The 19530-nt window shown below is 62.4% G+C and carries 18 protein-coding genes; 12 read left to right on the forward strand and 6 right to left on the reverse strand.

Features of this window, described 5'->3' with window-relative positions:
- The first annotated feature begins 5 nt into the window (after positions 1-5).
- Both ACTHNR_RS12565 and ACTHNR_RS12570 read left to right on the forward strand, forming a co-directional pair.
- The gene (locus tag ACTHNR_RS12565) at positions 6-1577 is read left to right on the forward strand and encodes a methyl-accepting chemotaxis protein (RefSeq protein ID WP_440547955.1); all 1572 of its coding nucleotides are present in this window, start codon (positions 6-8) and stop codon (positions 1575-1577) included.
- Positions 1578-1604: 27 nt separating this feature from the next.
- A complete protein-coding gene (locus ACTHNR_RS12570) occupies positions 1605-2252 on the forward strand; it encodes an EF-hand domain-containing protein (protein ID WP_440547956.1) in 648 nt (215 codons plus the stop codon).
- An 11-nt stretch (positions 2253-2263) separates the two neighbouring features.
- Here the strand turns inward: ACTHNR_RS12570 and ACTHNR_RS12575 are convergent, their stop codons facing one another.
- The 3 genes from ACTHNR_RS12575 to ACTHNR_RS12585 all read right to left on the reverse strand — a co-directional run bounded on the left by ACTHNR_RS12575 (position 2264) and on the right by ACTHNR_RS12585 (position 6275).
- The gene (locus ACTHNR_RS12575; RefSeq protein ID WP_440547957.1) at positions 2264-4021 is read right to left on the reverse strand and encodes a cytochrome c biogenesis protein DipZ; all 1758 of its coding nucleotides are present in this window, start codon (positions 4019-4021) and stop codon (positions 2264-2266) included.
- A 199-nt stretch (positions 4022-4220) separates the two neighbouring features.
- Complete coding sequence (locus tag ACTHNR_RS12580; protein ID WP_440547958.1) at positions 4221-4970, reverse strand: creatininase family protein; 750 nt, start codon at positions 4968-4970, stop codon at positions 4221-4223.
- Positions 4971-4985: 15 nt separating this feature from the next.
- Positions 4986-6275: an MFS transporter gene (locus ACTHNR_RS12585; RefSeq protein ID WP_440547960.1), complete on the reverse strand. Its 1290-nt coding sequence runs from the start codon at positions 6273-6275 to the stop codon at positions 4986-4988.
- A 169-nt stretch (positions 6276-6444) separates the two neighbouring features.
- Here ACTHNR_RS12585 and ACTHNR_RS12590 point away from each other — a divergent pair, with 169 nt between their 5' ends.
- The 5 genes from ACTHNR_RS12590 to ACTHNR_RS12610 all read left to right on the forward strand — a co-directional run bounded on the left by ACTHNR_RS12590 (position 6445) and on the right by ACTHNR_RS12610 (position 10013).
- Complete coding sequence (locus ACTHNR_RS12590; RefSeq protein WP_440547961.1) at positions 6445-7422, forward strand: LysR family transcriptional regulator; 978 nt, start codon at positions 6445-6447, stop codon at positions 7420-7422.
- Positions 7423-7602: 180 nt separating this feature from the next.
- Positions 7603-7806, forward strand: coding sequence for a cold-shock protein (locus ACTHNR_RS12595; RefSeq protein WP_440547962.1), 204 nt, complete (start codon positions 7603-7605; stop codon positions 7804-7806).
- Between the two features lie 172 nt (positions 7807-7978).
- Entirely contained in the window at positions 7979-8245 is a 267-nt protein-coding gene (gene infA, locus ACTHNR_RS12600; protein ID WP_440547963.1) for a translation initiation factor IF-1, read from the forward strand.
- Between the two features lie 40 nt (positions 8246-8285).
- Positions 8286-8510: a hypothetical protein gene (locus tag ACTHNR_RS12605; protein WP_440547964.1), complete on the forward strand. Its 225-nt coding sequence runs from the start codon at positions 8286-8288 to the stop codon at positions 8508-8510.
- A gap of 210 nt (positions 8511-8720) precedes the next feature.
- Complete coding sequence (locus ACTHNR_RS12610) at positions 8721-10013, forward strand: DUF3422 family protein (RefSeq protein ID WP_440547965.1); 1293 nt, start codon at positions 8721-8723, stop codon at positions 10011-10013.
- Between the two features lie 42 nt (positions 10014-10055).
- On the opposite strand, the gene ACTHNR_RS12615 is transcribed toward ACTHNR_RS12610, so the two are convergent.
- Both ACTHNR_RS12615 and ACTHNR_RS12620 read right to left on the reverse strand, forming a co-directional pair.
- Complete coding sequence (locus ACTHNR_RS12615; RefSeq protein WP_440547966.1) at positions 10056-10934, reverse strand: helix-turn-helix domain-containing protein; 879 nt, start codon at positions 10932-10934, stop codon at positions 10056-10058.
- A gap of 254 nt (positions 10935-11188) precedes the next feature.
- Positions 11189-12448 (reverse strand): hypothetical protein, encoded by a 1260-nt coding sequence (locus ACTHNR_RS12620; RefSeq protein ID WP_440547967.1) that lies wholly within the window; start codon positions 12446-12448, stop codon positions 11189-11191.
- Positions 12449-12728: 280 nt separating this feature from the next.
- Here ACTHNR_RS12620 and ACTHNR_RS12625 point away from each other — a divergent pair, with 280 nt between their 5' ends.
- The 5 genes from ACTHNR_RS12625 to ACTHNR_RS12645 all read left to right on the forward strand — a co-directional run bounded on the left by ACTHNR_RS12625 (position 12729) and on the right by ACTHNR_RS12645 (position 17791).
- On the forward strand, positions 12729-14204 hold the full coding sequence (locus ACTHNR_RS12625) for a sensor histidine kinase (protein WP_440547968.1): 1476 nt from the start codon (positions 12729-12731) through the stop codon (positions 14202-14204).
- Positions 14201-14617: a response regulator gene (locus tag ACTHNR_RS12630; protein WP_440547969.1), complete on the forward strand. Its 417-nt coding sequence runs from the start codon at positions 14201-14203 to the stop codon at positions 14615-14617. Before ACTHNR_RS12625 ends, ACTHNR_RS12630 begins: the two co-directional genes overlap by 4 nt.
- A gap of 39 nt (positions 14618-14656) precedes the next feature.
- Positions 14657-16129 (forward strand): response regulator, encoded by a 1473-nt coding sequence (locus tag ACTHNR_RS12635; protein ID WP_440547971.1) that lies wholly within the window; start codon positions 14657-14659, stop codon positions 16127-16129.
- On the forward strand, positions 16119-16760 hold the full coding sequence (locus tag ACTHNR_RS12640) for a response regulator (RefSeq protein ID WP_440547972.1): 642 nt from the start codon (positions 16119-16121) through the stop codon (positions 16758-16760). The genes ACTHNR_RS12635 and ACTHNR_RS12640 overlap by 11 nt, the downstream gene beginning before the upstream one ends.
- A gap of 101 nt (positions 16761-16861) precedes the next feature.
- The gene (locus ACTHNR_RS12645; RefSeq protein WP_440547973.1) at positions 16862-17791 is read left to right on the forward strand and encodes a LysR family transcriptional regulator; all 930 of its coding nucleotides are present in this window, start codon (positions 16862-16864) and stop codon (positions 17789-17791) included.
- On the opposite strand, the gene ACTHNR_RS12650 is transcribed toward ACTHNR_RS12645, so the two are convergent.
- Positions 17760-19115, reverse strand: a complete 1356-nt coding sequence (locus ACTHNR_RS12650; protein WP_440547974.1) for an MFS transporter — start codon at positions 19113-19115, stop codon at positions 17760-17762. The two genes, ACTHNR_RS12645 and ACTHNR_RS12650, sit on opposite strands and share 32 nt — an antisense overlap.
- Positions 19116-19530: the final 415 nt, after the last annotated feature.

The following is a 19530-nucleotide window of genomic DNA, read 5'->3' on the forward strand; positions in this document are numbered from 1 at the left end:
CCTATATGTTGAAAAAATTGTCGATTCGGGCATCGCTCACGGCATTTGTCGCGTTCTTTGCCATTGTTCTGCTGATCGGCGCCGCCGCCGGATTACTGTCGCTGCGGGCGAGCAATGCCTCGCTCGAGCAAATGTATCAGGTGGATACGCCCGCGGTAGCGGACCTGGAAGGCAGCGCCGAACAACTGCTGCGCCTTCGCCTGGCATTGGCGACGTATTCTTCGCTCATGGAGTTGAACGATACCGACGGCGCCGCGGCCGTTCTGAAGCGCTCCGACAACTATTTGAAAAAATCGAGCGACCTCATCGCGCATTACGTCAGCATTGCCGGCGACGACGACGAGACCAAGCGTCTTCTAGCGCAGATGAACGAGAAGCGCGACGCGTTATTGCAGCAGGGTATCGAGCCCGCGAAGGCCGCACTGCAAGCGGGCGACAAATCCGCGTTCGCTCAATTGCAATCGTACAAGCTTCCCAAGCTGTTCAACGGCTACGAGAAGGCGATGCTCGCCCTGGAAAAATTCCACGTCGATCATGGCGCGCAGCGCTACGGCGATGCCGAAGCTCGATTCAACGCCGTGGCGATCGCCGTTGCAGTCGGCATGGCGTTCGCGCTCATCATGTCGTGGCTGGCGCGCGCGGCGCTGATGCGCGCAATCGTTCATCCGGTACGCGAAGCGATCGTCCAGTTCGAGCGAATCGCAGCCGGCGATTTGACGCGTCGCGTCGAAGTCACGAGCCGCAACGAGATGGGGCAACTCGCCAGCGCGTTGCGCACGATGCAGGATGCGTTGATTTCGACGGTTGAAGGCGTGCGTCGCGGCACGTCGGCGATCGACACGGGAGTGAGCGAAATCGCGTCGGGCAATGCCGACTTGTCGCAGCGCACGGAAGAGCAAGCGGCGTCGCTGCAGGAAACGGCGGCGAGCATGGAGCAACTGACCTCCACCGTGAAGCAGACCACCGACAACGTCAAACACGCCAGCACCCTCGCGCAGGGCGCATCGGGGCTTGCGAGCGAAGGCGGCACGCTCAATCGCCAAGTGGTGGATACGATGCAGCGCATCGTGGACGACTCGCGGCGCGTGGGCGAGATCGTCGGCGTGATCGAGGGCATCGCCTTCCAAACGAACATTCTCGCGTTGAACGCAGCCGTGGAAGCGGCGCGGGCCGGCGAGCAGGGTCGAGGCTTCGCGGTGGTGGCGGCCGAAGTGCGCTCTCTCGCGCAACGCAGCGCAGCGGCGGCGAAAGAGATCAAGGAATTGATCGACCAATCGACCGTGCGCATCCAGTCGGGTTCGCAGCTCGTCGAACGCTCGGGCACGACGATGAACGAGATCGTCGATTCCATCACGCGCGTGAGTTCGATCATGAGCGAAATCGCGTCCGCCGCGGACGAGCAAAGCACGGGCATCGATCAGGTAAACCGCGCCGTTTCGCAGATGGACCAGGTCACGCAGCAAAACGCGGCGCTCGTCGAGCAAGCCGCCGCCGCGGCCGGGTCGCTGGAGGATCAGGCGAGGATGTTGTCGGAGGCCGTGGCGGTGTTCAAGACGCACGGCATGGCTGCGGCTTAACTCACGTCTTCAGGAGTACTCATCAACATGTCGATTTCATCGATCAGCCCCGCTATCGCGGGTACGGCGGAACGCCGTCAAACGCAACAGCAATCCGACGGCGCTGCCGACACTTCAAGCGCACAGGCGGCCGGCGGCACGCAGACGACGAGCGGCGCGGCCCCTGCCGCTGCAACCGAAGCCTCCGCATCCTCGGTCGTCACGCTCAGCCCGCAAGCTCAGGCATTTTCCGAACTCGCGTCGAAGGGCATCACCGTCACCCAAGTGAGCCTGTCGACGCTGGGCATCACGCCTGACATGATTGCGCAGGCGAACACGCCCGATCAGATCGCCGCGATGATGCACAACGTCCGGCAGGAATCGCAGAGCCTCGGCTTGATACCGAAGCCCGAGGGCGGCGTGTCGCAGAAAGATTTTCTCAACCTGATTCAACAATTCGGCGGATCCGTCGCGCAAGCGAAGGAGCTTTTCGCGGTATTCGACGGCGACGGCAACAACTCGGTGTCCAACAGCGAAATGCTGGCCCAGCTAAGCAGCCTGCCCGCCAATGGCGCGAATTCGACATCCGCGGAAGTGCTTGCGCTGATGGACGGCAACCAAGACGGCACCGTCGATTCCTCGGAGTTCCTGAAATTCGAAACCGCGTTCGTGCAGAACGAGCAAGCACCGAGCTGACGGGGAACCGGCTAGCCGAAGGTAAACGCGAATGCCTGTACACCGGTATCGAGGAACTGGATCGTGAAGGTATGGTCCTGCACGGGCCCGGTCTGTCGCACGAGTTGATACAGGCGCGCGGCCGTGACGACGCCAGAGCCGTCGGCTGTCGTATCGCTGCCGTGCGCCGTGCCGGGCGCATGGCCGTCGATGGTGATTCGGAACCGCACCGGCTTGCCGTTCGCGGGCGGCGCCAGCACAACGTGCAGATCCCTCGCGTGAAAACGATAGGCAATCTGCGTCTGCGCTTCGGCGGACACCGCCGCCTGCGCGCCGACCTTCCAAGCGCCGCTCAATGCCCATGTGTTCAGCGACAGCCGGTGCGGAATCGAATACGCAAGCACCGTGTCCGGCTGCACGTTCTCATTGGACGCAAAACCGGTCGCCTCGCGATAGCCCAGATATGTCTCGCCCGAACCGATATCATCCGGGTCCGCCGCGGCAAGCGCGCCGCTCGCCTGAACCCGGGCGTGATCGGCCGCCGGCGCCGCGCTGTTCGCCTGCGCAAGCAGTTGACGAACCACTTCTTCCGCCTTCTCGTAGCCGCCTTCGCCGAAATGGTGGTAGCGGACGCGCCCTTGCGCATCCGCGATATAGAACGCCGGCCAGTATTGGTTGCCGAACGCCTTCCACACACGGTAGTCGTTATCGATGGCGACGGGATAGCGAACGCCGAGATCGCCCACCGCGCGCTTGACGTTGGCGACATCGTGCTCGAATCCGAACTCCGGCGTATGCACGCCGACGATGACCAGCCCGTCGCGCCCATAGCGGCTTTGCCATGCCTTCAGATACGGCAGCGTCCGCAGACAATTGATGCAGGAATAGGTCCAGAAATTGACGATGACCACTTTGCCGCGCAAATCGTTGGCGGCAAGGGCCGGACCGTTGATCCAGGTCGCGGCTCCGTCGAGCGACGGCAAGCCGCCTTCGATGGGCAGCGAGACGGCAGACGCGGACGCGGCGCGCCCGGCCGCCGATGTATCGTTCGAAGCCAGCAAGCCGACCAGCTTGCTTTCGATACCGTTGGTAGGCGCGGAAGGCACGCGAGCGAGTGCGACGCCGTCGAGGTCGAGCGCGATCGCCGCGACGCTGCCCAACACGACGACGCCCATCGCACGGCGCAACAGCGCGCTGACTCGCGCTGTACGCCGCAGCCACAACGCCACGTTCGCCTGGAGCACCGATACGAGGGCAAGCGAAGTCGCGGCGCCGGCCGAATACGCGGCAAGCACGACAGCCGTTTGCGAGCTGGCGCCGTTCAGCGCCGCTCCCGAGATGATCGCCCCGAGAATCGGGCCGGCGCAGGGCGCCCACAGCATGCCGGTGGCCGCGCCCAGCAAGAGCGCGGACAACACTTGACGCGGGCCGCTGCCACCGTCGCCGCCAAGGTCGGCGCCCGACCATGCGAAAAGCCGATTGCCGATGCGATTGAACGGCCCCGACAACCGGGCAGCCAGCGCGGGAAACAACAACGCCATGCCGAACACGGCTAAAAGCGCTAGGGACACCCAGCGACCGTAACGACTGATTTGGGTCGCGCCGCTTACGCCGGCAAGCCCAATGCCGGTCACTAGCGCGAACGTTGCAGCCAGCCCCAGCAGGAGCGGCAAGCGGTTCGTCAAGAACGGTCGATTCGGCCGCGCCAACACGAACGGCGCTACCGGCAAGATGCATGGACTGACGATGGTCAGCACTCCCCCGAGGAAACTCATGACGATGAGCAGCACGATTCATTCTCCGAGCGTTTCGTTGGTTGCCCCGGCGGCCAACGCCGGGGATGGCGGCGGCCCCTGCGGCCACCGGCTCATTTCAACCGCGTCATGTATGCGGGAGATTTCATCGAGGGACGAATTCGCAACGTAACGTGTCGTGAAGCCGAGCAGATACACGCCGATACAAACCCGACCTCCGAGTACGAGCCCCGTACTAGCTCGGCAGGACCTCGCTGCTGAAGGCCTCCATCTCGCGAACCAGGCTTTTCGCGGCCAACGTTACGAGCGCGCCGCCCTTCTCGCGCGACGCCTGCGCGGGATCCGAGCCCATCCGTCCATCGTGAAATCGCGCGCGAAAATCCAGCGCCTCTCGAATCGGGCCAGACGGGGCGATCTTGGGCGTGTAACTCGCCGTCTTGATGGTGTCGGGAAGCGCCCATTGCGTGATGGCGATCTCGGAAGGCGTCGCGTGTGAGCCGTGGCCCTCGGGGAACTGTTCGCGCGCCAGTTCGCCCACGCCTTCGAGATCCCACCAATTGCACAGCTTCAGCGCGAACCCCAAGCGGCGCTTCGCAAAACTCGCCTCGGCGTAGATCTCGGAGAACGCGGCTTCGATCGACGCGATGTTGCCGCCGTGCCCGTTCAGAAACAGGATCTTCTCGAAGCCGTGCACCGCCAGCGAACGAACCCAGTCGCCGATTGCCGCGATGAACGTCGACGGCCGCAGCGAGATCGTTCCGGGGAAGCCCAGATGATGCTGAGCCATGCCGATATTGAAGGTGGGCGCGACGAGGATGTCCGCGCTTCGATGGGCCTCGCGGGCGATGATTTCCGGGCAAAGCCAATCGGTGCCCAGCAAGCCCGTCGGCCCGTGCTGTTCGTTCGAACCGATCGGCACGACGATCGAGCGGCTGCGTTGCAGGTACTGCTCGATTTCGGCCCACGTCGATAAATGCAGCAGCATGTCAGGTTCTCCTTTTTAATTCGATGGCAGCCGGTTGGCCACGAGCAACGCCGCGCCACAAGCGGCTAGAGCGGCGACGATCAGCAGCCCCAGATGAAGGTTGCCCGTCGCGGTCTTGGCCCAGCCGATGATAGCCGGTCCCCAGAATCCGCCCGATAGGCCGATCGTATTGATGAGCGCGATGCCGCCGGCAGCCGCATCGCCTTTGATGTATTGGCCTGGCATCGCCCAGAAGACGGTATAGGCCATCCACAACGTCGTCGTGGCGAGCGTCAGCAAGACGAGCGTGACCACGAGGTGACCGTCGGCGAACACCGACAGCATAAGCGCGATCGCGGCGAGCAGCGCGGGCGCCGAGCTGTGAAAGCGCCTTTCGCCGCGGATATCCGAGCGACGGCCAATGTAGTACATGCCGATCGCGGCGCCGACATAGGGAATCGCCATGTACCAGCCCAGCCGCATCATGTCGTCGACGCCTTGCGACTTGACGATCGTCGGCAGCCAAAAGCTCATGGCGTAGATCGAAGCGATGATGCAGAAATAGGCGCAGGCCAGCAGGTAAACCTTGGGGTTGCGCAGGACCGCCTTGAACGAGTGATCCTTTCCCGAGGAGCCCGTCGCGAGTTCGGCTTGTAGCAAGCGCTTCTCGTCATCGCTGAGCCAGCGGGCGTGCTCGGGCCGATCGGACAGCACGGCCAATGAGAGTGCGCCCAGCACCACACACGGCAACCCTTCGGCGAGAAACATCCATTGCCAGCCGGCTAGACCGCCTTTTCCGGCGAGCGTCGCCATCAACCAGGCCGAGACGGGGCCACCCACGATGCCGCCCAGCGGGCCCGCCACGAACACGATCGCAATGGCGCGCGCCATGCGTGACGGCCCGTACCAGCGCGACAAGTAGAAGATCATGCCCGGTGCGAAACCCGCCTCGAAAATGCCGAGCAAAAAGCGCATGCCGTAAAACATCTGCACGTTGCGCACGAACAGCATGCATGCGGAGGTGATTCCCCACAGAACGAGGATTCGAAAGAACGTCTTTCGCGCCCCGACTTTCGGCAGCATTAGATTGCTCGGCAGCTCGAACAAGACATAACCGAGAAAGAATATACCGGCGCCTACGCCATATGCGGCGTCCGACAAACCGAGGTCGCTCTGCATCTGCAACTTGGCAAAGCCGACGTTCACGCGATCCATATACGCGAACAGGTAACAGATCAGCAGAAACGGCAAGAGCCGCCAGTTCAATCTATCGTAGAGCGCGGGAACCCCTTCGTCCCCGGCCATTGCCGTTTGCATCGTCGCCATGCTCGTCTCCGGTTCTATGCGTTTGCGCGATCTAGTGCATCAATCTTGGCTAGACCCTGCCGAACCAGCAAGAGCAACTAAGTTCACCTTGCGTTGCCTAGCGGGCAACGGCTACGATGCCTGCGACGAGAGCACAGCGAGCGCTCGGACCGACGAGGGGACGGCTTCTATGCGGGAAATCAACCAGCAACGCCTGCGATATTTCTATGAGGTATTAACGCACGGCACGATCCGCGGCGCGGCGGACCATCTGAACACGTCGCCTTCGGTCATCACGCGCCAGATAAAACTGCTGGAAGACGAACTCGGCTCGTTGCTGTTCGAACGACAAGCGCGAGGCGTCAAGCCGACCGAGGCGGCGGCGCATCTACTCGAATTCTGGCGGGGATACCGCTCGCATCAGGAAAAACTGGAAGACCAGCTGCACGCGTTGAAGGGCCTTCGGCAGGGGCGTGTTCAGCTGGCCATCAGCGAAGGTTATGTCGATGCGCTGGTGGACGAAGTGCTGACGCACTTCTGTGCCCAATACCCGAACGTCGACATCGAAGTGCGCAGTTTGGGGGTCGAGGACATCCTGAACGAGGTAGCGGAAAGCCGCGCACATATCGGCCTCGCCTACAATCCCCCGCCCCATGCTCGCATCGAATACCGCGCGAGTTCGTCGCAGCCTGTCGTCCTGCTGGTTCGACGCGGCCACCCGCTGGCGCTGCGGGGCGGCGCCGCGACGATCGACGATCTGCTCGCCTATCCGCTTGCCATGATGCCGGCCACCTTCGGCATCGGCCATGCGACGAAAATGCTCGAGTTCGCGGAGAACATCCAGATTCGACCCACGCTAACGACGAACTCCCTGACCGCCCTCAAACGCATGGTCGCGCGCGAGAACTTCGTGACGCTCATCGGCGGCTTCGCCGCATACCGCGAGATCGCCGCGGGAGAGTTGACCGTCGTGCCGATCGACCATCCGTTGTTGCTAGGAACCCAAGCGCGATTGCTCGTCAAATCGGGGCGCCCGCTCGCGGCCGCCGCCCAAGAACTGCTCGATTGGATCTCGACCCGCATGACCATGTTCGCGACGTCGCACAATGACGACCCGCCCTCGGCGTCCCCCCGCACCCGCCCTTCGCGGCGCGCGAGATCGAAATAACTTGACCGCATCTGAAAACTCGCGTATGTTCATTGGTTGAAGTCTTCAAGAAGCGCGATTGCTGTTCATCATTGACCGCGACACAGCGGTATTCGTTGTCCTCTCCCTCTCCTTGATTCTTTTTTCGTGCCTGAATCTCGGCGCGACTATTCGTTCGTCTACTCTCAGCAAAGGATTTACATGGATACCGGTATCGTCAAGTGGTTCAACGACAGCAAGGGTTTTGGTTTCATCTCGCCGGACAACGGTAAGGATGACCTGTTCGCTCACTTCTCGGAAATCCGCGCCGACGGCTTCCGTTCGCTCGCCGAAGGCCAGCGCGTGAGCTTCGAGACGAAGCAAGGCCCGAAGGGTCTGCAAGCTGCAAACATCAAGCCGATCTGATCTTCCCGCGCCGGCTCGATCAGAATCGATCGGCCGGCAGCGCGGCGCATTACCCCTGCCGGCGCGCATGATCGTGCGCCGGCTATCTCTCGGCCGCATTGCATGGACATGCGCGTGCACGTCGCCCCGCGCGGCGGCACGGCGGCTCTAGTCACTTACTGGGGAAATCAATTTGGCAAAGGAAGAGTTGCTGGAATTGGACGGTGTCGTGGATGAAGTCCTGCCCGACAGCCGCTATCGCGTCACGCTTGAAAACGGCGCGACCATCGCTGCGTACGCAGCGGGTCGGCTCAAGAAGAATCACATCCGCATTTTGGCGGGCGACCGCGTAAGGCTCGAGCTTTCGCTCTACGACCTCACGAAAGGCCGCATCAATTATCGACACAAGGACGAGCGTGCCGGGCCTGCCGGACCGCGTCCGAGCTATCACCGGCGTTGAACGCCGCGCTCGTTGCGCGGCCAACGCGCAACGAGTCTCTATGGAAAATTCGCTTATTACACACTACCGCGGCTACGCCATTGCCCCTTCCGTTCACCGTCTACCGGACGGCTGCTTTTCCTCCAACTTGACGCTGCGTCGATCCGACATCCGTAGCGATTCAACGTCGTACGATTTCTATTCGCTGGAGTATTTCGGCACCGAAGAGGCAGCACTGCGCTACTCGGACGGCTGGGCTCGCGAGTGGATCGATACCCGGGGCTGATCGTTTCCCTCGCTCGCCGCACGCGGCGCCGGCGCGAGACGACACGACACGTTCCAGCGACATAAACGGCATTTATACTGCACGCTGCTCCCGTTTCTTTTTTGAAACCGCGGCGTGCACGGCACCATAGCGGCCCCGATCCGATAGGCAACGGGCATCCGCTACGCGAGTGACGAAGCGCGACGCGGCTACGCTCTCACCGGCCCATTCATGTTCGCTTCGTTGAACCATCCGCTTCGAGACCCGCTCTCGAAGGAGCTGCATGCTCGCCCCTTCCTTCGCATCGACGGCCCGGCTTCGCTGAGCCATCTCGCCATCTATTCCGATCGTGACGAAGAGATTCACGGCCGGCTGCTTATGGAGTTGGCCTGCGCCTTGCAATTGCCGCCGCCCTCGCCGCAGCACAACCACTACACCGCCAAAAAAGGCGACTGGCAATTGAAGTGGGAGAAGCACACTGAGTTCTCCACCTTCACGTTCGTTCTTACCGGCGCGCAAGACGGCTTGTTCCAAGGAGCGGCCATGAAGGGCCTACCCGATTCTTGGCTCGCGCTCTTGAAGGAATCGGTCTTCGTCGCCGTTCATGCCGAACTGCGCTGCGGCGAGCAAGCCGAGCAAACGCGCATGGACGTTCACGAATTGCTGCCCGGGCCCGTGCTTGTCGGCAGCAAGGTACTGAGCGGAGGCGAAGTCTACTGCGATTGGCTCGTGCATGAGGACCACTTCTCGCGCTTCCTCGTACTCGATCTGGGCTTTCGAGAGGCCCAGGCGGGCCGCTTGATCCAGCGTCTGTTCGAAATCGAAACGTACCGGATGATGACGCTGCTGGCTTTGCCGGATGCGCGGCGTCATAGCCAGTTTCTCGGCAAGCTCGACGCAGCCCTGTCGGTCTTGATGCGCCGGATGGAACAGCCGGGGAAGGAGCACGACGATGCGTATTTGCTGCGCGAACTGACGCATCTGGCCGGGCAAATGGAAGCGCATGCGGGCCTGGAGACACGCTTCAGCGCGTCGCAAGCCTACGGAAAGCTCGTCCTCGCCCGTATTGCGGAACTGCGCGAAGCGCGCATCGAGGGCTTTCCTACCATCGCCGAGTTCATGCAGCGCCGGCTGCAACCGGCCATGCAAACCTGCAGCTCCGTTTGGGCTCGCCATCAGCAGTCTGCAACGCGCATCGCCCGCGCCGTCGATCTTTTGCGGACTCGAGTCAACTTGGCGCAAGAGGAGCACACCACCGCGCTGCTCGAAGGCATGAACCGCACCGCGCGTACGCAGTTGCGCATGCAGCATGCGGTGGAAGGACTGTCCGTCGCCGCGATTTCGTATTACGTGCTCAACCTTTCCGGCGCGGCGCTGCGGGCGCTCCATGCCGTGCACCTGCCGGTGGACCCGGAAGTGCTGGAGGGATTGCTGATCCTGCCGGTCGTGGCGGCAGTCGTCGTGTTCACGAGCCGCATACGCCGGCTCGGCCACGACCATAGCCATCGGAGCGAGCGGCATTGAGCCGCGAGCACGCGGCATCCTACCCTTGCCGCCGCGATCTCGTCATTGCGGAATGCTGTGACCGGCCAGCAACTCGAGCCGGGCGCTGTCCTTGATCGACACTTGCTTCCCGGTGCACTTGATGAGTCCGAGCGAGTTGAGTTTGGAAAGCGAGCGGCTAACCGTTTCGAGCGTCAGGCCGAGGTGACACCCGATTTCGTCACGCGTCATTCGCAGGTTGAATTCTTGAGCGGAATAGCCGCGCTGCGCATATCTTTTCGATAGGTTGAGCAGAAACGCCACCAGCCTCTCGATGGCCGTCATCCTGCCCATGAGCATCAGCAATGCCGATTCGCGCACGAGTTCCCGGCTCAACAGCCGGTGAAGATGGCTTCTCATGCCGAGATTGCGCTCACCGGCTGCCGTCAGCTCGCTGAACGGCAAGCAGCACACCACGCTATCCTCGAGCGCAATCGCGTCGAAAGCATGATGGCCCGTGCTGATGCCGTCGAGGCCCATGAACTCGCCGGCGATTTGAAAGCCGATAATCTGCTCACGGCCTTCGTTGTCGATGGCGACCGTCTTATACGACCCGCCCTTGACCACATAGAGGTTCTTGAACGTTTCCCCAGCGCGGAATACCGCCTCTCCCTGCTTGATCTTGCGGTAGTTGCCAAATACGCCCTTGAGCGCGGCAGCCTGGTTCGCATCGAGATCGTCCGGCATACAGAATCGGCGCGAGGCGCAGTGCGCGCAATCGTTGCGCTCCGAGGCGGCGGCTTTGGCCGCAGGCTCGCTGCCGGTTTTGAGCCAGGCGATCGCCTGCGCCGGCGCCCGTTGGCCGTCGGACGTCCCCGTAGCGCCGGCGCGCTGCCGATTCCCGCCCATGGTGGCCGCGCCGGGGGCGCGAACTGCGACTTCAGCGAGGGTGGTGCTGTACATGGCGGAACTCCCAAGAGACGTGGACCGGTTGTCGGCAGCCGGCGGCTGCCGGTCTACGTAGTGCTGTTGGGAAGGATTGTCGTGCACCCGGCGCCCGCGCAATATCGGTGATCCATGTCGGGTAACGTAGGCGATCCCCTACAGAGTCTCACCGGCGCGCGGGCCGCTGGCGCGTGGAAGCCGCTTGACGAACCCGCTTCGAATGGGCCTTGGAACGGGTACCGGCCAACCTGGGGCCGATTTCAGCGCCCTCGTCAGGGCCGAGCCTGCTGAAGGGGCTGGGCGTAGCGATCGAACAGCTTGGCCACGCGGCCGCACGCGAAGCGGCCGGTCGGCGTCAAGCGCAGTTGCCTCGCATCGATTTCGACGAAGCCCTCCCGTTCCAGCGGGTCGAGCGCGACGAACTGGGCGGCAAAGGCCGCGCGGAAGTCGATGCCGTAACACTCCTCGATCGCTTCGATATCCACGCAGAAATTCGTGAGCAGGCCGACCATGATCGACCGGCGCACGAGGTCGTCCGCCGATGCGAGCATCCCGCGCTCGATGGGCAAACCCTCGCGCTCCAGCATCGCCGCATACGACGCGAAATCCCTGCAGTTTTGATACTGCATCGGCCCGACGTTCCCGACCGCGCCTTCGCCGATGGCGATCGACGCATGCGACATGCGGGTCGAGTAGCCGTAGCACCAAGGAACGAGCGTGGCCAGCCGCTTCGCGTCCGCGAGCTCATCCGCGTGCAAGGCGAACACGTCATGGGCTATGTGCTCGTAGCCGGCAGCGACCAGCGACGCGAACGTCTCTTGCCATATGCGTTGCAAGCGCAAGTCAGGGTCCGGGGGCCCCGTACGCGGTCGGACGCCTTGCCGCACCCAGGGACGCGTCAGAAACACGCGGTTGGGACGCGAAATGCACAGTGCTTGCACCCACGCCCGCGCGGTTCTCGCGGAAACATACGGATCCCCGATAGGAAGGTCGACGGCGACCGACCGGAAACCCTCGTGGCGCGCCGCGGCGATGAACCGCTCCAACAAGGCGCGCGGGTGCGCATGCATCAGCGGCACGCTCGTATGCAATGTGGTGACGCCGCACTCGCGCAAAGTCGATAGCTGCGAGGGTCGTGTCGACATTGCGGCAATTCGGGCAGTGAAACCGGCCTGCGCTTGCACGTCGTAACATCGGTCGATTGCCGACCGGACCGCCTCCAATGCGGTTTCGGACAGCGCCGTCAATCCGGCAGACCAAAATATCTCCGCCACACCGGCTCGCTCGCCGTGCACGCGCGCGAAAAGCGCCATTTCCCGCGCAAGCAGAGCCGCGCGCGCGTCGTTCGCGCCGGCATCGCCACCAATGTCGCCATCGCTCGATCGAGGATCGAGCGGCGCAAACACGGCCAAAGTCGCCGGACGGTACCAATAGGGCTGACCGCTAGCCTTGATCCAAGCCTCGACGTATGAAGAACCAAGGGCCTGCGCAAACCATTGTGGCTTGGGATAACAGAACTGCATGCCTTCCATGACGGTTTGTCTCGCTCAACGGGCAAATCGCTGCCACCCGCGTACGATGGCGCCGGCGCATTGGCCGACGTGATGTCGATGGACGCATCTTGCCGCGTCGAGGGCCCGCCCACTGTGATTTGGGTCAACCCACGCGGCGTTTTTGAGCCGATGCCCCGGATGTCCGGGCCGGCGCCGTTGCGTAAGCCTTCAGGGCTGCGGCGGCTATCGTTTTACGCTGTTAAAATTGACGCCGGTCGTGGCAGCGCCCCTCGCAAACGGACATCGTCGATTCGCCGGAATGAAAAATCACGTTCTCGAAGGCCAAACCTTGGATTGGCTGCTCAGTTCGGCGGCCGATGCGCTGATCATCGTCGATGCAGACGGCCGAATCGTCCTCGTCAATCCGCCGGCCGAGCGCTTGTTCGGCTACTCGAGCCAGGCCATGATCGGCCAGACCCTCGAAATCCTGATGCCCGAGCGCTTTCGCGGCGCCCATGTCGCCGAGCGCACGAATTACTTCTCGCAACTGCGGGCACGCCCCATGGGCGTCGGCATGGAGCTGCGCGGCCAGCGCAGCGACGGCGTCGAGATCCCGATCGAGGTCAGCCTATCGCCGCTGGAAACCGACCGCGGCCTGAAAATGGTCATGGCGACCATCCACGACGTCTCGCTGCGCAAGCAAGCGGAACAAGCGTTACTCGACAGCGAAGCCCGTATGCGCGCGATCGTCGATACAGCGGCGGACGCCATCGTCACCATTCACGGAACGGGCGTCATCGAACGCGTCAACCCGAGAACGGAACAACTCTTCGGCTATGCCGGCGAGGCGCTCGTCGGACAAAGCATCGGCATGTTGATGCCCGAGTTGTTGGCGAGCCTAACCGAAGCCGAGGCGGGCAAAGGGGCGCCCCGCGAGGTCGCGGCAAACCGGGCCGACGGCTCGACATTCCCCGTCGAACTCTCGCTATCTGAATTTCATCAAGGCGCGAGCCGCATGTTCACCGTCGTGGCGCGTGACATCACCGAACGCAGGGAGAGCGAGGAGCGCCGCCGGACGCTGATGCAGGAACTCACGATGGCGAACGAGGAACTCACGAACTTCGCGTACGTGGTCTCGCACGACCTGAAAGCGCCGTTGCGCGGCATCGGGTCGCTGGCGGATTGGCTGTCGCAAGACTACGCGGACAAATTCGACGCCGAAGGGCAAGAGCACATGCGGCTGTTGATCGGACGCGTCCATCGTATGAGCGCGTTGATCGACGGTATTCTCGAGTACTCTCGCGCCGGACGAATCAAGGAAACGGCGACGCAGGTCGACTTGAACCTATTGGTGCGCGAGGTCGCCGATCTATTGGCGCCGCCGCCGAACATCGAAATCGTCGTCGACGGCCCGCTGCCCACGCTGCTCGCCGACCGGACGCGCGTGCAACAGGTGTTTCAGAACCTCTTGTCGAACGCGATCAAATACATGGACAAGCCGGCCGGCGTCATTCGCATACAGTGCGCCAAGCAAGGGCGAATGCTTCGGTTTTCCGTATCGGACAACGGGCCGGGTATCGAGCAACGGCATTTCGAACGCATTTTTCAGTTGTTCCAAACGCTGGCCCCTCGCGATCAGATCGAGAGCACAGGCGTCGGCCTGGCCTTGGTGAAGAAAATCGTCGAGATGTACGGCGGCCAAGTTTGGCTCGAATCGCAAGTAGGCGCCGGAAGCACTTTCTTTTTTACCCTACCGCAGCAGATGGCCATCATGACGATGGAGGACAACGCATGAAGATACCGAACAGGCCCATCCTCGTCGTCGAAGACGACGATGTCGACGTCATGACGATACGGCGCGCCTTGAAGGAGATCAAGGTCGACAATCCCCTCGTGCGCCAGGAAAACGGCGAGTTGGCGATCGAATACCTGCGCGACAAGAACAACGCGATGCCGTGCATCATCTTGCTCGATTTGAATATGCCCGTGATGAGCGGGATCGAATTCCTCGAGATCATCAAGAGCGATGAGAGCCTGCGCCGAATTCCGGTGGTCGTGCTGACGACATCCAAGGAACAGGAAGACAAGGTCAATAGTTTCAATTTCAGCGTGGCCGGCTACATGGCGAAGCCGGTCGAGTACCGGCGGTTCGTGGAAGTCATGCGCTCGATCGATGTTTACTGGTCGCTGAGCGAGCTGCCCGGATAACACCCGGGCCCCTATATCGATGACCCAGAAGGCGTGATCGTGCAGCGTGACATCCGGATTTTGCTGGTCGAAGACGATCTCGTCGACCGAATGGCGTGCAAACGGGCGCTGGCCGCCGATAGCGGGCGCCGATATGAAGTGTTCGAGGCCGATACGGGCGCGCAAGGTCTGCAATGGATCGCCGAGCGGCGCCCCGATTGCATCTTGCTCGATTACAACCTGCCGGACCAGACCGGCCTCGAATTTCTCGAGGCGCTGGCAGGGGCGGACGACGATGTCGCCATACCGGTCATGGTTTTGACCGGCGGCAACAGCGCGGCCTTGGCGGTGGAGCTGATGCGTCGCGGCGCACGCGACTATCTGACGAAAGACGCCGACCGTTATTATCTGGAGCAGGTGCCGGCAGCGATCGAACGCATGCTCAATGCGCAGCGGCTGCTGGAAGCCAAGCGCGAAGCGGAGGCCAAGTTTCGCGCGCTCGTCGAGCAAATACCGGCCATCACGTACATTTGGTCGTCGGCGAGGAATCGACTCGAGTACGTCAGCCCGCAAATCGACATGCTCGGGTTCACGGCCGACGAATGGCTGCTCGGCCCGCCGTTTCATGAGGCTCACGTTCATCCCGACGATCGAGACCGCGTCCGGCAGGCCGTCGCGCGCAGTCGCGCCACGAGCGCGCCGCTGAAAGCCGAGTACCGCCTGATCGCGAAAAACGGCGACGTATTCTGGTTTCGCGACGAGGCGCGCATCATTCATGACGGTTCGGAGCGTCCGCCGACGCAAGGCATTTTGCTCGACATCACGAACAGCAAGCTTGCCGAGCAAACGCTACAGCGATCGCAAGCCGAACTGCGATCGCTTGCCGCGCACCAGGAAAACATCAAGGAAAGCGAGCGCAAACGCATCGCCCAAGAGATTCACGACGAACTCGGCAGCTTGTTGACCGGTATCAAGGCCTATGTCTCGGTATCTGTGGAAAGATCGATACAAGCCGGGGGAGCCGCCGATCCGCTTCTCGTGGACGCCACCCGTCTGACCGATGAGGCCATCGGCGCCGTGCGCCGGGTGATTACCGACTTGAGGCCTAGCGTCCTCGACCAATTGGGGGTGTGGGAGGCGATGCGCTGGTACGCCAATCAGATTCAGACAAGATCGGATCTCATTTGCGATTGCGCGATCGACACCGAATTGTCTTCGCTATCGATCGACGCCGATCTGAGTACGATGCTTTTCCGGATCGTTCAGGAAGCGCTGACCAATGTCGTACGGCACGCCGAAGCGTCGTGCGTTTCGGTACGGGCCGAAGTGCAGGGCGAGGAGATCGTCGTCGAAGTGAAGGACGACGGCAAGGGCATCGTCGACGGGCAATCCGTCGGCGGTCAATCGTGGGGCATCCTCGGCATGCACGAGCGTGCTCGACATTTCGGGGGGAGCTTGACCATCTCAGGGCGCGCGGGCCGCGGCACCACCGTCGAGTTGCGAGTTCCGACCGGGAGCGCTCATGGCCACTGATACGATCAAGGTATTGCTCGTCGACGACCATACGGTCGTACGAAACGGCGTGCGTCTCATGCTCAGTTCCGCTGCCGAGATCGAAGTGGCCGCGGAAGCTGCGTCGGCTGTCGAGGCGGTACAAGCAATCAACGCTCAGCGGTTCGACGTCGCGCTGATCGACATCGCACTGCCCGGAAAAAACGGATTGGATCTGCTCAAATCGCTGCAGATCAGCCACCCGGAACTCGCCGTCTTGATCCTCAGCACGTATGCGGAAGATATTTATGCCATGCGCGCGATCAAGTTAGGGGCGGCCGGGTATTTGACCAAGGACAGTTCGGCGGCAACGCTCGTCGAAGCCGTTCGCAAGGCGGCGAAGGGAGGCAAATACGTGAGCCCGTCGCTCGCGGAAAAGTTCGCCAGCGTCATTGGCGGCAAGGCGGCTTCCACGCATGAAGTCCTGTCCGATCGCGAATTGGAGGTATTGAAGCTGCTTGCGCGCGGAGAAAGCCTCGTCAATATCGGCGAGCGGTTGCATCTGAGCCCCAAGACCGTCACGACATATCGGTCGCGAATCCTCGACAAGATGGGGCTGGGCAGTAACGCCGAGCTGACGCGCTATGCGCTCGAGAATGGTTTGTTGAGTTGACGAAGGAATACGCAGACCGCCATCGCTCGGTTTTCCCACTATTCAAATTGATGATTCAGGCGTTACCCTCTATCCGACCTTCGAATAGATGACACGCCACGATGCCCGACCTTAGCCTCGACCTGAATCTCATTCCCTACCTAGTCGCCTTGGAGGAAGCCCGCAACGTGAGCCGGGCGGGCGTCTTGCTCGGCGTCGCCCAGCCGCGCGTGAGCGCGGCGCTCGCCAAGCTGCGCGCGTACTTCGGCGATCCTCTGTTCGTGCGCACCTCGCGCGGGATGGAGCCCACGCCCCTTGCACTCGCGCTCATGCCGGCTGCAAGAGATGCGCTCGCGCTCATCGAGCGTGGCCTCGTCGCCCCGCACGACTTCGATCCGGCCACGAGTACGCACACGTTTTCGATCGCACTCTCGGATGTCGGCGAGATCGTATTCTTGCCGCGCCTTCTGCAGGCATTCGCGCAACGCGCGCCCAACGCGAACCTGCGCTCGGTGTCGCAGCCGCACGCTGAGGTCGAACATGGGCTGGAATCGGGTGGCATCGACCTCGCCGTCGGCTACTTTCCCGACCTTCGCGGCGCGAACGTCTTTCAGCAGCGGCTATTCACGCATCGCTTCATCTGCATGATGCGACGCGACCATCCGCTCGCTTTGAAGCGGCTTTCGCTCAAGCAATTCCTCGCCTGCGGGCACGCGGTCGTGCGAGCGGAAGGCCGCAGCCAGGAGGTGCTCGAAGCGTACCTCGCGAAGCGTCGCCTCGTGAGGCGCGCCGTGCTCGAAACGCCGCACTTCACGAGCTTGCCTTATATCCTCGGCCGCACCGATCTCATCGCCACCGTGCCGCATGCGGTGGGCTACGCGTACTCGACGGCCCACGCCTCGATCGTGCTCGTCGAACCGCCGCTGCCGCTGCCGCGCTTCGACCTGCGCCAGCATTGGCATCGAAAATTTCACAACGATGCCCGCACCGTCTGGCTGCGTAGCCTCGTTTCGGAGATTTTCAATGATGCGGCTGATGAGTGGCCGAAATAACGGCCGCGCCCTGCCCGCCCGCCCATTGCTTGATGAGCAGACCGACGCAGGCGATCGCACCCGCCACGGCGACGGTCGCGAAGATATCGGCGAAGCCGAAGTGACGACGCGCCAATTCCGCGACGAGGAACGACCCCGCGATGCCGCCGAACCGGCCGATACCGAGCATCCAGGCTACACCGGTGCCGCGTCCAGCCGTCGGGTAGAACGCCGCGGCGAGCGCGGGCATCGACGATTGCGCCGTATTCATCAGCACGCCGGCTAGGAAAATCACGGCGACCAGCGCCCCCATGTTGCCGGCGGCTTGGCCGATGGCGTAGACGCTCACAGCCGTGAGGCCGTAGCAGAGCGCGATCACCCGGTTGGCGTTGAAGCGATCCATGAGCATGCCGGACAGCACGGCGCCCACGCCGCCCAACGGGAACAGCGCAGAGACGAGCGTCGCACTCTTGAGCGGCAGGCCGGCATCCTTGAGCAGGATCGGCATCCAGTTGATCGACGCATAAAAGATCACGAGGCCCATGAAGTAGGCAAGCCACAACATCACGGAGCCGACGATATATCGCTTCGAGAGAACAATGCCGAGGCCTTGCCCCCCGTCGGACGATGCGGCTTCGGTCAGAACGAAGCGTTGCGAGTCGAACGCCGCGGTCGAAATGCGGGCGAGCGTGTTCTGAATACGCTCGTACGGCTTAGCATTGGCCACCATGAAGCGCACCGATTCCGGCATCTTCGCCGCCACCACTGCGGCAAGCACGAGCGGCGTCACGCCGCCGAAAACCAGGACGCTGCGCCAGCCGAAATGCGGAATCATCCACGCGGCGAGGAAGCCGCCGGCCGCCGCGCCGAGCGGGAAACCGCAGAACATCAAGTTGATGATCGTCGCACGACGACGGTCCGGACAAAACTCGCCCATCAACGTCACGGCATTGGGCATCGCGGCGCCAAGCCCGATGCCGGTCACGAAACGCAACGCCGTCAGCTGCCCCAGCGTCTGGGCGAATGCCGAACCGAGGCACGCCACGCCGAAGAGCAGCACCGCCGAGAGCAGCAGCGAACGCCGTCCGAGCCGGTCCGACAGCGGGCCGGAAATCAACGCGCCGCAAGCCAGGCCGAACAGCGCCGCGCTGAGCACCGGAGCCAGGTCGGGCTTGCCAAGGTGCCACTCGGTCAGCAACGCGGGCGCGATGAAGCCGATGGAGGCCGTATCGAAGCCGTCCAGAAGCACAATGACGAAGCACATGAAAAACACGAGCCACTGAAACCGTCCGAAAGGATGCTCGTTAATGAAGGTCTGTACGTTGATCGACTGATTTCCGTTCACTGACGGTCTCCTGTTCCACCCGCAAATTATGAGTATTCGCCCTGCGCGCAGGGCGCGCATGCTCGAACGCCATTTCTCTAGGAAACAGATCGTGGCCGCGGCCCTTTGTCGCGTCAATTAAGTGAAATCACGGAGCGGCCGCGCCGCAATGCACCGGCTCGACCATGCAGACCCGTATTCATTGGGTTTGCCGCGGTCAACGGAACACTATCTCATTTGGAGATAGTGCGTATCTCATTCGCATGGTTGCCGCATCGACCGTACGTTGAAAGACTCGGCGAAACGCTGGCGGCTGTAGATACCCATGTCATTGGGGCGCGGCAGCAACATTGCTTTTCTCCGCCGAAGGGATCGTTGCGTAGCGCCTTTATCTCGACCGGAGATAGTGCCTATCCCGCTTAGCGCCTTGCTAGGC

It is taken from the genome of Trinickia sp., assembly GCF_051954495.1.
Taxonomy (GTDB): domain Bacteria; phylum Pseudomonadota; class Gammaproteobacteria; order Burkholderiales; family Burkholderiaceae; genus Trinickia.